Annotated in this window: 10 protein-coding genes; 5 read left to right on the top strand and 5 right to left on the bottom strand. The window is 58.8% G+C overall.

Features of this window, described 5'->3' with window-relative positions:
• Positions 1 to 385: 385 nt before the first annotated feature.
• A complete protein-coding gene (nifJ, locus tag NB069_RS12215) occupies positions 386 to 3910 on the bottom strand; it encodes a pyruvate:ferredoxin (flavodoxin) oxidoreductase (protein ID WP_250583895.1) in 3525 nt (1174 codons plus the stop codon).
• A 267-nt stretch (positions 3911 to 4177) separates the two neighbouring features.
• Here nifJ and NB069_RS12210 point away from each other — a divergent pair, with 267 nt between their 5' ends.
• Positions 4178 to 4444 carry a putative hemolysin gene (locus NB069_RS12210; RefSeq protein ID WP_250583893.1) on the top strand — a complete coding sequence of 89 codons (267 nt, stop codon included), beginning with the start codon at positions 4178 to 4180 and terminating at the stop codon, positions 4442 to 4444.
• On the opposite strand, the gene hslJ is transcribed toward NB069_RS12210, so the two are convergent.
• Positions 4445 to 4858 carry a heat shock protein HslJ gene (gene hslJ, locus NB069_RS12205; RefSeq protein ID WP_250583891.1) on the bottom strand — a complete coding sequence of 138 codons (414 nt, stop codon included), beginning with the start codon at positions 4856 to 4858 and terminating at the stop codon, positions 4445 to 4447. It abuts the gene before it with no gap.
• Between the two features lie 450 nt (positions 4859 to 5308).
• Entirely contained in the window at positions 5309 to 6298 is a 990-nt protein-coding gene (locus NB069_RS12200) for a 2-hydroxyacid dehydrogenase (RefSeq protein WP_250583889.1), read from the bottom strand.
• A gap of 209 nt (positions 6299 to 6507) precedes the next feature.
• Here NB069_RS12200 and NB069_RS12195 point away from each other — a divergent pair, with 209 nt between their 5' ends.
• Genes NB069_RS12195 through NB069_RS12185 form a run of 3 tightly spaced genes read left to right on the top strand, consistent with a single transcriptional unit; the run spans position 6508 to position 9663 of the window.
• Positions 6508 to 9147 (top strand): YdbH family protein, encoded by a 2640-nt coding sequence (locus NB069_RS12195; protein WP_250583887.1) that lies wholly within the window; start codon positions 6508 to 6510, stop codon positions 9145 to 9147.
• Complete coding sequence (locus NB069_RS12190; protein WP_039028506.1) at positions 9144 to 9335, top strand: YnbE family lipoprotein; 192 nt, start codon at positions 9144 to 9146, stop codon at positions 9333 to 9335. Before NB069_RS12195 ends, NB069_RS12190 begins: the two co-directional genes overlap by 4 nt.
• Before the next feature lie 7 nt (positions 9336 to 9342).
• Positions 9343 to 9663 (top strand): YdbL family protein, encoded by a 321-nt coding sequence (locus NB069_RS12185; protein ID WP_250583885.1) that lies wholly within the window; start codon positions 9343 to 9345, stop codon positions 9661 to 9663.
• Here NB069_RS12185 and feaR read toward each other — a convergent pair whose 3' ends face one another.
• Entirely contained in the window at positions 9664 to 10569 is a 906-nt protein-coding gene (gene feaR, locus NB069_RS12180; RefSeq protein ID WP_250583883.1) for a transcriptional regulator FeaR, read from the bottom strand.
• A gap of 235 nt (positions 10570 to 10804) precedes the next feature.
• Between feaR and NB069_RS12175 the strand changes: the two genes are divergently transcribed.
• A complete protein-coding gene (locus NB069_RS12175) occupies positions 10805 to 12304 on the top strand; it encodes an aldehyde dehydrogenase family protein (protein WP_250583882.1) in 1500 nt (499 codons plus the stop codon).
• A 111-nt stretch (positions 12305 to 12415) separates the two neighbouring features.
• On the opposite strand, the gene NB069_RS12170 is transcribed toward NB069_RS12175, so the two are convergent.
• Complete coding sequence (locus NB069_RS12170) at positions 12416 to 13465, bottom strand: GGDEF domain-containing protein (protein WP_250589508.1); 1050 nt, start codon at positions 13463 to 13465, stop codon at positions 12416 to 12418.
• Positions 13466 to 13474 lie beyond the last annotated feature (9 nt).

Below are 13474 nucleotides of genomic sequence, written 5' to 3'. Positions count from 1 at the left end.
TGTTTTTATATTTTAAATATTGTTGTACTTTCCGTGGAACTTTCTGCGCTGGAAAGTGGTCACATGCTAAATCACTACTCTCACCAGGCGATAAAACATAATTGTTACCAGGTAAGTAAAATCTAAAGAAATTACTGCGGTGGAAATAGTCATAATTTTGGTGAATGTATTAGGCGATTTCATACGAAATAAAAATTACTTTTTGTCGGTCGAAATCAGTACACTCAGCACGTTATATGTCTGTAGTGTTTTTTTCGCTAATTGATTAAATAGAGTTTAACTAGCTGAGCTGTTATTTATTCATTAATGGAAGCGGCCCGCCTGAATATTCTGGCGGGCCTTTTTTTATGAATAAAAAAGCCCGGTCATGCCGGGCTTAAACGGGCTATTCGCTTACCGATTTCTCGGCTTTTCCGGCCATCTGCGCCAGGAAGTCGTAACGTTTTTGCAGGTCCGCGGCGGCATCTTTCCACAGCTGCTCTGCCACTTCAGGCTGCTGGGCGTTGAGCCTACGGAAGCGTTGTTCCTGCATCAGCGTTTCTGCCAGCGCATCTGATGGTGGACGCGAGTCCAGGGCCAGCAGCAGTTTGCCCTCATCGGCGCGGCGCGGGTCAAAGCGATACAGCGGCCAGAAGCCGGTCGCGGTCAGCTGGCGCATCTGATCGTGGCTGAGCGCCAGATCGTAGCCATGCTCTTCGCAAGGACTGTAGGCGATGATCAACGACGGGCCGGGATAGGCTTCCGCCTCCTGAATCGCCTTCACCGTCTGGTTTAGCTGCGCACCCAGCGAGATTTGCGCCACATAAACATGACCGTACATCATCATGCTGACGCCCAAATCTTTACGCGCCTTGCGTTTGCCATGCTCGCCAAACTTGGTCACTGCGCCCAGCGGCGTCGCCTTCGATGCCTGACCGCCGGTATTGGAATAACACTGGGTATCCAGCACCAGAATATTGACGTTCTCGGTGAGGCTCAGGACATGATCCAGGCCGCCAAAGCCGATGTCATAGGCCCAGCCGTCGCCGCCAATCAGCCAGATCGACTTCTCGACCAGCGCATCAGCATCGGTCAAAAGCTGCTCTGCACCTTCTGCACCCGCCAGCGCCTGGCGCAGCTCGGCCACCTGCTGACGGCGCACGTCCGGCGTCGCCTCGCTGTGCAGGGCGGTATTCAGCTCGGCCGGGATCTTATCGGCAAACTGCTCCAGCAAACGCATCACCCGGACGCGGTGCTGATCCACCGTCAGGCGGAAGCCCAGACCAAACTCGGCGTTATCCTCGAACAAGGAGTTCGCCCATGCCGGACCACGGCCATTGGCGTCGGTCGTGTACGGCGTTGACGGCAGGTTGCCGCCGTAAATCGACGAACAGCCGGTGGCGTTGGCGATCAGCATCCGGTCACCGTACAGCTGGGTCAGAAGCTTGATGTACGGCGTCTCGCCGCAGCCGGAGCAGGCACCCGAATATTCGAACAGCGGGGTGATCAGCTGCGAGGTACGAATATCGATGCGCTCCAGGCTGGTGCGATCGATCTCCGGCAGATCGAGGAAGAAGTCGTAATTGACTTTCTCCTCTTCCACATGCTCAAGGCGCGACATCATGTTGATGGCCTTGATCTCCGGGTTCTGTCTGTCTTTGGCCGGGCAAACTTCCACGCAGAGGTTACAGCCGGTGCAGTCTTCCGGCGCCACCTGCAGCACGTATTTCTGCCCGCGCATGTCGCGGGATTTCACATCCAGCGAGTGCAGGCTGGCCGGGGCGCTCTCCATGGCCTCCGGGGACACCACTTTGGCGCGAATGGCCGAATGCGGGCAGGCCGCCACGCAGTGGTTACACTGGGTGCACAGCTCCTCTTTCCAGATGGGGATCGCCTCGGCGATATTGCGTTTTTCCCAGCGGGTGGTGCCCATCGGCCAGGTGCCGTCCGGCGGCAGGGCCGAAACGGGCAGGGCATCGCCCAGACCGGCCAGCATCGCGGCGGTAACGGTTTTGACAAAGTCTGGTGCCGCGTCCGACACCACCGGCGGGCGGTTCGGGCTGTGGGCATTCACCGGCTGCAACGGCACTTCCGCCAGCGATTCCCGGGCCAGCGCCAGGGCCTGCCAGTTGCGCTCCACCAGCTCCTGGCCCTTGCTGCTGTAACTTTTGGCAATGGCGCCCTGCAGTTCCATCAGGGCGCTGTCGCCTGGCAAAATGTGGGTCAGATGGAAAAACGCCATCTGCATAACGGTATTAATACGTGCCGCCAGGCCACATTCGCGGGCGATTTTGGCCGCGTTAACAACATAGAACTTCGCTTTTTTCTGGTTCAACACCGCCTGCACTTCCTGCGGCAGGCGCGCCCACACCTCATCGGCGCTGTATGGCGTGTTGAGCAGGAAAATCCCGCCGGGTTTCAGGCGTTCGGCCATCTGGTATTTATCGATAAACTGCAGCTGGTGGCAGCCGACGAAATCGGCCTGCGACACCAGATACGCTGAGCGGATTGGCTGTTCGCTGACACGCAGATGGGATACCGTCAGCCCCCCGGCTTTTTTCGAGTCATAGACGAAATAACCCTGGGCATACCACGGCGTGGAGTTACCGATAATCTTGATGTTGTTTTTCGTCGCCGACACGCTGCCGTCGCTGCCCAGGCCGTAAAACAGCGCTTCCAGCTTCGCGGTTGACGGCAGCGTATTTTCCGGCAGCGGCAGGGAAAGATGGGTGACATCGTCATAGATGCCGACGGTAAAACGTGGTTTCGGTTTTGCGGCGCTCAGCTCGTTAAAGATGGCCAGCACGCAGTCCGGGCCAAACTCTTTGGATGACAGCCCATAGCGCCCGCCAATGACCCGCGGCAGCGTCTCGCGCTCACCGCTGTTAAAGGCTTCTGCCAGGGCGGTCATCACGTCCAGATAGAGCGGCTCGGCCTGGGCGCCGGGCTCTTTGGTGCGATCCAGCACCGCCACCGATTTCGCGCTTTCCGGCAGCGCCGCCAGCAGGTGTTTTGCCGAGAACGGCCGGTAGAGACGCACCTTCAGCACGCCCACTTTTTCGCCCCGACGCAGCAGTTCGTCCACCACCTCTTCACAGGTGCCAATCGCGGAACCCATGATCACAATGACGCGTTCCGCCTGCGGATGGCCGTAAAACTCAAACGGCTTGTACTCGCGCCCGGTTTCGGCGGCAAAATCGGCCATCGCCTGGTCCACGTGGTCGTACACCGCGTCGTACCACGGGTTGGTCGCCTCCCGGGACTGGAAATAGGTGTCCGGGTTGGCGGAGGTGCCGCGGATCACCGGGTGTTCCGGGTTCAGCGCGCGGGCACGGTGGGCGTCAATCTCCGCCTGAGGCAGCAGCGTTAAGATGGTGTCATCGGAGATCGACTTAATCTTATTAATCTCATGGGAGGTGCGGAAACCGTCGAAGAAATGAATAAACGGCACGCGGCTTTTCAGCGTCGCCATGTGGGAGATTAGCGCCATATCCTGCGCCTCCTGCACGCTGCCGGAGCAGAGCAGGGCGCAACCGGTCTGGCGTACGGCCATCACGTCGGAGTGATCGCCAAAAATCGACAGGGCATGGGTGGCGATGGTGCGTGCCGCCACGTGCAGCACGAACGGAGTGAGTTGTCCCGCGAGCTTATACAGCGTCGGGATCATCAGCAGCAGCCCCTGGGACGAGGTAAACGAGGTGGAAAGCGCCCCGGTCTGCAACGCGCCGTGGACGGTGGCGATCGCCCCGGCCTCCGACTGCATTTCGACCACGCGAGGCGTATCACCCCAGACGTTTTTCAGCCCGTTACCGGCCCAGGCGTCGGCCTGTTCCGCCATGGTCGAGCTGGGTGTAATGGGGTAGATGGCGATCACTTCACTGGTGCGAAACGCGACGGACGCGACTGCGCCATTGCCGTCAATAGTTTGCATATGACACCCTTACATTGCGCAAAGAAAGAGGGACCCGTGACACATCGACGCGTCCTGTAATTATCTTTTCAGTTTAGCAAAGGGGCGCTGAAACGATTTTCGCTTTTGTGTCCTGCCTGCTCGCGTCATTCAGGGTTTGATCAAACTTTTGCCTGAAAATAGTCTGCAATTGTTTTGACAACGCAGAAAACTGCGCTTCGGCTCTCGACGGCAGGGCGTGTGGTGCCTATTATGCATAGGTTTTGCAATTCAACATGGGGAGAGATTATGCGCGCAGCATTATGGGTTGGGTGTGCCGTTTTGTTACTGTCGGCCTGCAGCAATGAACCTGTCCAACAGGCAACCGCCGCGCACGTCGCGCCGGGAATGAGAGCGGCAATGTCCAGTTCAGGCGAGGCCAACTGTGCCATGATTGGCGGCTCGCTGTCCGTTGCGCGCCAGCTGGATGGTTCCGCTATCGGCATGTGCGCGCTGCCCAACGGCAAACGCTGCAGTGAACAGTCGCTTGCCGTAGGTTCGTGCGGTAGTTACTGATTACTCTGCCCGCTTAAAGACCAGCGTCGTCTCGGCCGTCGCCAGGGTTAATACGTCTTCCGTCAGATCGACCTGCGTACCGCTGCGCAGCATCGTTCCAATGGCGTGATCCAGTTCGTTAAGCTGAGGCTCGGTGCACAGCTTACGCGTCATGGCGAGTGATTTAACCTTAAGCTCGCCGTCAGAAAGCTTACCCTGGCCACTGAAGCGGTTGCACATCACGCCTGATACCGCCATTTTTTCGCCAAAGGTGATTTCCGGTGGTGTGGTGACCGGGGCAACGACGCTGCCATTGATGCTTTGCAGCACAAATCGGTGCTGCTGGAGCTGTTCTTCCTGTACAGAGGCTTTCCCTGGATTGACACAGCCTGTCAGCGCCATGCTGAGGAGTGTTACTGCGACGAGCGTTTTCATGTTTCTTCTCAATATATTCACTTCGTAAATAGCTACTGGATAGTGTATTGCGCTGGGTGGGATTGTCTTGCGGGCAAATCTGAAATGTGGGTTGGGGTTGTAGGCCCGTGCAAGCGAAGCGCCGCCGGGCGAGGCTTAATGCGCCTGTGGCAAGTAACATGCAGCTGTTGAGAAGGTTCCGTTCACTTTATGTACGCTGCTTCTTTGGTACAAAGTAACCCGTGAACGTGCCAGGGTGGCTCAACCGCCACCACCCTGGCAACCCGGGCTCCCGGCAAGAAAATCGCCGCTTCGCGGTCCCTTCGGCTTCTTCCCTCCGGCTATCGGGTCGGGCGTCCCTGCGCCTCGCCCCGGCCTGCGGTCAACGCCTCAGCGATTTTCAGCCGGACATTGGCGCCGCTGTTAGCCTTTTATTATCCTGAAGCTGATTCATTGTTTTAGATGTAGCTTTTAAAACAGCGCGTTCGGGCTCTTTTCGCCTTTCTCCAGCTGTTTCAGGTTGCCGAGCGTGGTTTCTGAAATGCTGATCAGCGCTTCGGCGGTCAGGAACGCCTGGTGGCCGGTGAAGAGCACGTTGTGACAGGCGGACAGGCGGCGGAACACGTCATCCTGAATCACGTCGTTAGACTTGTCTTCAAAGAACAGATCGCGTTCGTTCTCATAAACGTCCATCCCCAGCGCGCCGATTTTTTGGGTTTTCAGGGCTTCGATGGCCGCCTGTGAATCCACCAGGCCGCCGCGGCTGGTGTTAACGATCATCACGCCATCTTTCATCTGGTCGAAAGCGCTCTGGTTCAGCAGATGGTAGTTGTCTGCGGTCAGCGGGCAGTGCAGGGAGATCACGTCAGACTCCGCGTACAGGGTCGGCAGGTCGACATACTCCACGCCCAGATCCAGCGCGGCTGCACTTGGGTAGGGGTCAAAGGCCAGCAGACGCATACCAAATCCTTTCAGGATCCGCAGTGCCGCCACGCCGATTTTACCGGTGCCGATCACCCCGGCGGTTTTGCCGTACATGGTAAATCCGGTCAGACCTTCCAGAGAGAAGTTCGCATCACGGGTGCGTTGGTATGCGCGGTGGATACGGCGGTTCAGGGACATCATCAGGCCGATGGCATGTTCAGCCACCGCTTCCGGCGAGTAGGCCGGGACGCGTACCACCTGCAGACCCAGCTCCTTCGCTGCATCCAGATCCACGTTATTGAAGCCCGCGCAGCGCAGCGCGATGTACTTCACACCCTGCTTTTTCAACTCTTCCAGCACTGGACGACTACCGTCATCGTTAACGAAAATACAGACTGCATCACAGCCATGGGCAGTTTTAGCGGTTTTTTCGTTAAGCAGAAAGTCGAAAAATTCAAGTTCGAAGCCATACTCCTCGTTAACATGCTGCAGATACTTTTTGTCGTATTGCTTTGTACTGTATACAGCGAGTTTCATAAGACTTTCTCCAGTGATTTTTCAATTACGTTAGCATGTTTAAAATAATCTTACAATTTATAAAATATTATTGAAATCAAGAAGTTCTCTGAATAATTATGTAGCAACTATCCTTAAAAATGGCGTTCGCTTCAACTGGCGGGCTAAACATGCCACAATATTCGGCACTGTCGGCTAATTTTTTCGCTAAATCAGGATATTAACTGCCCATGAGGGGTACATACAAAGCCGCGATTGCGCTACTGCTGCTCATCACGCTTCTGCCGTTAACGCTGCTGCTGACCCTTGGGCAGTGGGTGCCAACGCTCGCCGGGATCTGGCTACCCGCCGGGACCCGCATCGCCTTTGAGAAGAGCCCGCGTCTCACCCGCAACGCGCTGGTAATAGCCGATCTGCGCTACCTGGTGGATGACTGCGAGATTGCCCGCATCGAGGATGCCACCCTCAGCCACCCCAGCCGCTGGAAAATTAACATCGGTTCGCTGGATCTCAACAGCGCCTGCCTGGGTAAAATCCCCGCCAGCGAGTCCACGCCCGCCGCGCCCCGCACCCTGGCTGAATGGCAATCCCTGCTGCCCAATACCTGGCTGACCGTCGACCGCCTGACGCTCTCCCCCTGGCAGGCGTGGGAGGGAAAATTAACCGCCTCGCTCACGCCGTCGCTGCAGGAAATTGTCTACCACGGCGATAAGTTTAGCCTGCGAGGGAAACTACGCGGGCGGTCGCTGACCGTTACCGACGTTACGCTGCATCTCCCCGATAATCCCCAGCCGGTAAAACTGGTGGGAGAATTTACCCTGCCGCTGGTGCCGGATGGCCTGCCGGTGCAGGGGCATACGGTGGCGACCTTCTCGGTGCCGCAGATCCCAACGCTGGTGGACGGCGAGCTGACGTGGCAGGACAATCAGGGCCAGCTGGTGATGATTGCCCGGGAGAGCGGCGAGCCGCTGCTGGATCTTCCCTGGCAGATCACGGCGGAACAGTTCACCATCAGCGACGGACGCTGGCGCTGGGAACAGGCTGGCATCCCGCTGAGCGGGCGTGTAGGGCTTAGGATCGACAACTGGCAGCAGGGGACGGAGAACGCCGTTATCAGCGGGCGGATGAACGTGCTCACCCAGGGCGATGCCGGGAAGGGCAACGCGGTGCTGACCTTTGGCCCCGGCAGGCTGAGCATGGATAACAGCGCCATGCCGATGCAGCTCACCGGCATCGCCAAACAGGACGACCTGACGCTGTACGCGAAGCTGCCCGCCACGCTGACCGGCAGCCTCGCTGATCCCCGGCTGGCGTTTGCACCGGGGGCGCTGCTGCGCTCACGCGGGCGAATCATCGACACCCTGAATATCGACGAGGTACGCTGGCCGCTGGCTGGCGTGGCGCTCACCCGTAAAGGCATCGACGGACGTTTGCAGGCCATTTTGCGCGCTCACGAACAGGAGATGGGGGATTTCACCCTCCATCTCGACGGCCGGGCCAATGACTTCCTGCCGGACAACGGGCTGTGGCAATGGCGCTACTGGGGCGAGGGCAACTTCACCCCGATGCAGGCCCGCTGGGACGTTGCGGGCAGGGGCGAGTGGCGCGACAGCGTCATTACGCTCAGCGAACTTTCCACCGGGTTCGACCAGCTGAAGTACGGCACTATGCATGCCAGCGCGCCGCGCATGGTGCTGGAGCAGCCGATCCGCTGGCAGCGCGATCCTGCGAAGCCGCACTTCAGCGGTGCGTTGTCCTTTGACGCCGGAGAAACCACCTTCACCGGCGGTAGCGTGTTACCGCCTTCAACAATCAAATTCAGCGTGGATGGCAGCGATCCGACGTTTTTCCAGTACAAAGGCACGCTCAATGCCAGAGCCATTGGCCCGGTGCAGCTGAACGGGCGCTGGGACGGGGAGCGTCTGCGCGGCCAGGCGTGGTGGCCGAAGCAGTCGTTAACCGTCTTCCAGCCGCTGATCCCACCGGACTGGAAAATGACCCTCAAGGACGGCGAGCTTTATGCTCAGGTGGCCTGGTCCGCAGCAGCCGATCAGGGCTTTGAGGCCGGAGGTCACGGGGTGCTGAAAAGCGGCAGCGTCTGGATGCCGGACAACAAAATTAACGGCGTCGATTTTGTCCTGCCGTTCCGCTTCAGCCAGGGCACCTGGTCGCTGGGTACCCACGGTCCGGTGACGCTGCGCATTGATGAAGTGATAAACCAGGTCACCGCCCGCAATATCACCGCGGATCTGCAGGGTGAGTACCCCTGGAGCGATAAAACTCCGCTGCTGCTGAGTGACGTCAGCGTCGACCTGCTGGGGGGCAAAGTGACCCTCCAGCAGCTGCGCATGCCCCAGCACGATGCGGCGCTACTCCGGGTGCAGAACATCTCCTCCAGCGAGCTTATCAGTGCCATTAACCCCAAACAGTTTGCTCTGTCCGGGCCGTTCAGCGGGGCGCTGCCTTTGTGGCTGGACAACGACAAGTGGATCATCAAAGATGGCTGGCTGACCAACGCGGGCCCGATGACCCTGCGTCTCGATAAAGAGACTGCCGATGCGCTGGTCAAGGAGAACGGGGCTGCGGGGGGCGCGATTAACTGGCTTCGCTACATGGAAATTTCGCAGTCGTGGACGAAACTCAATTTAGATAACCTGGGGGAATTAACCCTGGCGTCGACCCTGCGTGGCGCGAGCCGCGTGGAGGGCCAGACTCAGGCCGTTAACCTCAACTACACCCATCAGGAGAACGTGTTTACCCTCTGGCGCAGCCTGCGTTTTGGCGACAATCTGCAGACCTGGCTGGAGGAGCACGCAGCACTACCGGATAACCGCTGTCCGACAGGCAAGGAATGTAAGGAACAACCATGAAAAAGCTGGCCGGTGGCTTCACCGCGATTGTGATTCTGACGCTCACAGGCTGCACGCCGAGGATCGAAGTGGCGGCGTCGAAGGAGCCTATCACCATCAACATGAACGTCAAAATTGAACATGAAATCCACATCAAAGTGGATAAAGACGTGGAATCGCTGCTGAAATCCCGCAGCGATCTCTTCTGAGGCCGCCATGAAAAAATTGATCGTGCTGCTTGTGTTCATCCTGGGACTCAGCGCGCCCGCGCTGGCGCTGACCCTGAGTGAAGCCCGCACCGAAGGGCGCGTCGGGGAGACGCTGAGCGGGTATATTGCGCCGCGCAGTCAGGACAGGGAAACCCTGATGCTGGTGGAGCAGATCAACAGGGCGCGCACCGAGAGCTATCAGAAACTGGCGGACAGTAATAACATTCCGGTGGATGAAGTGGCGAAGATGGCCGGGACAAAACTGGTCGAGCGCGCCCGCCCCGGTGAATACGTCAAGGGGATCAACGGCAAGTGGATGCAGAAGTGATCAGCGGTGGCGCTTGCGGTATTCGCCAGGTGAAATCCCGAAGCGCTGCTTAAACGCCGTAGAGAAGTGGCTATGGTCAGTAAAGCCCCAGCTGTAGCCAATCCCGGCCAGTTTTTCGTCGTCGCGGGCACCACGCAGCATCTGCGCGCACAGATCCAGACGGCGATTTTTTATGTACTGCGCCACCACCAGCCCTTTCCCGGCAAACATCCGGTACAGGCTCCGTACCGACATACCGCATTCCGCCGCAATCCACTCCGGGCGCAGGTGTTCAGCCTGAATATGGTCATCGATGAGGGTCAGCACCTGAGTAAACTGACGCGCCTTGCGCGGCTGGACGGTTTCACGCTGCTGCAATACCGGGCGCAGCAGGCAGACCATCGCCTCCAGCGCGGCTTCGCTTTCGGTCTCGCTCAATGTCGGGTTGTTCATGCTGTCCTGCAGCAGACGGTAGCTAAGCTGCACGGTGGGCAGGCTGTGGGAAAGTTTCTGCGCGCAGCTGACTTCCTGAAAGCGGAAGTGCTGCTCAAGGATCTGGCGCGGCAGCAGCAATGAAATCTGGCGTGATTTTTCCGGCCAGTAGATCGAGCAGGGGCGGGAGGCGTCAATCAGGGTGATATCCCCCGCGTTCAGCACAATCTGCCGGTCGTCCTGCTCCAGCCCGGCTTCACCTTCCAGCTGAAACACGGTGTAGAACCAGGCGTCGTTGCTGGTTTTGATCTCCTGGTGAGTACGAAACAGATTCACGCCGCCAGCGGTAACGGTGCTGAGCTTCAGGTTGCCGGTCCAGGTCGATTCCAGCTCGCCGTAAAACTCGCCGCTCATCGGCCGGGCCGCAAAACTCCCGCAAACCTGGTTTATCTGCGCCAGCCACTGCTGATAATGGTCCGTTTCGTTTGCACGCATGTCTTACCTGCCATGTCATGAATGTTTAAACATTGTTGCATTTATGTTTCTAATTGCCCGTGACACAGGGCGAAATCCTGTAAAAAAACCGGCGGCACGGGTGAGCGAAACGGCGGTAATGTCGTGTTTTGCGGAGCCTGTCACAGCCCACAAAGCGAATGTCACAGAGATAAAAGCGCATTGCCGAAACCCATCTTAGACTGCGATGACACCCTGCGAATAATAAGGAATCGCTATGTCTGATACACAGGTCGCAGTACTGCACAGCGTGCAGCAATTTCTGGATCGCCAGCACGGCCTCTGGATTGAGGGACAACAGTCCGCCTCCGACAGCGAAAAGCGTCTGGATATCTTTAACCCGGCCACCGGGCAGGCGATCGCCTCTACCGCCGATGCCAGCGCCCAGGATGTCGACCGCGCGGTAATGTCCGGCTGGCGCGCCTTCGTGGCCCGGAGCTGGTCCGGTAAACTGCCCGCTGAGCGGGAACGTATTCTGCTGCGCTTCGCCGATCTGGTGGAGCAGCACACCGAGGAGCTGGCCCAGCTCGAAACCCTGGAGCAGGGCAAATCCATTAACATCTCCCGCGCCTTTGAGGTGGGCTGCACCCTGAACTGGATGCGCTACACCGCCGGGCTGACGACTAAAATTTCCGGTAAGACGCTGGATCTCTCCATTCCGATGCCGCAGGGGGCCCGCTACCAGGCCTGGACCCGCAAAGAGCCGATTGGCGTGGTGGCCGGGATCGTGCCGTGGAACTTCCCGCTGCTGATCGGCATGTGGAAAGTGATGCCCGCCCTGGCGGCAGGCTGCTCAATCGTCATCAAACCGTCCGAAACCACGCCGCTGACCCTGCTGCGCGTGGCCGAACTGGCAAGTGAGGCCGGGATCCCGGACGGCGTCTTTAACGTGGTCACCGGCAGCGGTGCGGTGTGTGGCGCGGCGCTGACTAACCATCCGCATATCGCCAAAGTGAGCTTTACCGGCTCCACCGCCACCGGCAAGCAGATTGCGCGCGCCGCCGCCGACCGACTGATGGGCGTGACCCTGGAGCTGGGCGGTAAAAACCCGGCCATCGTACTGAAAGATGCCGATCCGGCCTGGGTGATCGAAGGGCTGATGACCGGCAGCTTCCTCAATCAGGGCCAGGTGTGCGCCGCCAGCTCGCGCATTTACATCGAAGCGCCGCTCTTTGATACCCTGGTAAGCGGCTTTGAGCAGGCGGTGAAATCCCTGAGCGTCGGGCCGGGCATGTCCCAGACGGCGCACATCAACCCGCTGGTTTCCCGCGCCCACTGCGATAAGGTGCAGACCTTCCTCGACGAAGCGCAGTCGCGTCAGGCGGAGCTGATTAGCGGCAACCGCGGCCCGAACGGGGAAGGGTATTATGTATCGCCGACCCTGGTGGTGAACCCGGACGCCAGCCTGCGCCTGACCCGCGAAGAGGTGTTTGGCCCGGTGGTGAACCTGGTGCGCGTCGCAGATGGGGAAGAGGCATTACGCCTGGCGAACGATACCGAATACGGGCTGACCGCCAGCGTCTGGACGCAAAACATCAGTAAAGCGCTGGAGTACACCGACCGTTTGCAGGCCGGTACCGTGTGGGTGAACAGCCATACCCTGATCGACGCCAACCTGCCGTTTGGCGGCATGAAGCAGTCCGGCACCGGCCGTGATTTCGGCCCGGACTGGCTGGATGGCTGGTGTGAAACCAAATCGGTGTGCGTGCGCTATTAGGCAAAAGTAAAACGGTCACCGCGGTGACCGTTTTTAGTGTTTGCTCCCTCTCCCTGTGGGAGAGGGTCGGGGTGAGGGCATCAGGCCGCACCTGACAAATAATCCGCACCCTTAGCAGGACCAGCGGTTTCGTCCTGCATTTTTCGCCCGGTACAGCGCGGCGTCGGCCTGGGCAATCAGCTCGCTGGCCGTCTGACCATCGGTCATCGAAGCGATCCCCATGCTGACCGTGACGCTGTCGCTGACCGTTGAGGCAGCATGCGGAATAGCCGCAGCGTGCAGACCCTTCTGAATGCGCGCCGCCACCTGTTCCGCCACTTTTTGCGTCGCATCAAACAGGATCAGCAGAAACTCCTCGCCGCCATAGCGCGACACCAGATCGTCCGGGCTGCGCACCACCTGTTTAAGCGTCTGCGCCACCGCCGCCAGACACTCATCCCCGGCCTGGTGTCCGTAAAAATCGTTGTAGCGCTTAAACTCATCGACATCGAGCATGATCAGCGCAAAATCCCTTCCTTGTTCTACAGCCTGCATCAGCACCGACTCCATTGCCCGGCGGTTCGCGGTGGCGGTGAGGGGATCCTGATGCGCCAGCGCATCCAGGCGGGCAATCAGCGCCTGGTTCTGCTGGTGGCGCAGCCAGGCTTCATCGAACCAGCGCAATAAAATGAACCGTCCGTAGACCAGGATCGCCGTAAAGATAAGCCACACCACCAGGAAGCGCATGCTGATGCCCTGGTTCAGCACCGCGCTGGCAACGGGCATCGCAATCCACAGCGGCAGCGTATAGCAGACAAGACCGACGGGATAAAAATAGAGTGCCGCCAGCGAGGTCATCAGCAGGGTGGTACAGAGCGGCCAGGCAAACGGGAGCTGCAGATGCGCGATAAACCAGACGCTGCAGCAGGCCCAGATAAGCCCTGCCAGCAACAGCAGCAGACTCAGCCCCGGGATTTTTCGCCAGACCAGCAGCAGGGAGAGACCAAACAGAATGATTACCGCCAGCATCAGCGTGTCTATGATGCTGGCGCTGATGGCACTGACCTGGTACAGGGCGTCAATGCCGTCGAACAGCCCGTTACGCAACAGCACTATCAGCGCAAAGCCAATGTTAACGAGGGTCAGCCACGGAATACTAATGGCCAGCCCGCGGGTGACCATATCACTGCG

Source organism: Leclercia adecarboxylata, assembly GCF_023639785.1.
Classification (GTDB): Bacteria; Pseudomonadota; Gammaproteobacteria; order Enterobacterales; family Enterobacteriaceae; genus Enterobacter; species Enterobacter adecarboxylatus_D.
The sequence above is the reverse complement of the archived record's forward strand: the minus strand, read 5'-3'. Positions and strand labels throughout refer to the sequence as shown.

Excerpts from the sequence above, each read along its gene's own strand:
- nifJ (WP_250583895.1), bottom strand. The coding sequence starts at position 3,910 with ATGCAAACTATTGACGGCAATGGCGCAGTCGCGTCCGTCGCGTTTCGC.
- NB069_RS12210 (WP_250583893.1), top strand. The coding sequence starts at position 4,178 with ATGCGCGCAGCATTATGGGTTGGGTGTGCCGTTTTGTTACTGTCGGCC.
- hslJ (WP_250583891.1), bottom strand. The coding sequence starts at position 4,858 with ATGAAAACGCTCGTCGCAGTAACACTCCTCAGCATGGCGCTGACAGGC.
- NB069_RS12200 (WP_250583889.1), bottom strand. The coding sequence starts at position 6,298 with ATGAAACTCGCTGTATACAGTACAAAGCAATACGACAAAAAGTATCTG.
- NB069_RS12195 (WP_250583887.1), top strand. The coding sequence starts at position 6,508 with ATGAGGGGTACATACAAAGCCGCGATTGCGCTACTGCTGCTCATCACG.
- NB069_RS12190 (WP_039028506.1), top strand. The coding sequence starts at position 9,144 with ATGAAAAAGCTGGCCGGTGGCTTCACCGCGATTGTGATTCTGACGCTC.
- NB069_RS12185 (WP_250583885.1), top strand. The coding sequence starts at position 9,343 with ATGAAAAAATTGATCGTGCTGCTTGTGTTCATCCTGGGACTCAGCGCG.
- feaR (WP_250583883.1), bottom strand. The coding sequence starts at position 10,569 with ATGCGTGCAAACGAAACGGACCATTATCAGCAGTGGCTGGCGCAGATA.
- NB069_RS12175 (WP_250583882.1), top strand. The coding sequence starts at position 10,805 with ATGTCTGATACACAGGTCGCAGTACTGCACAGCGTGCAGCAATTTCTG.
- NB069_RS12170 (WP_250589508.1), bottom strand. The coding sequence starts at position 13,465 with ATGGTCACCCGCGGGCTGGCCATTAGTATTCCGTGGCTGACCCTCGTT.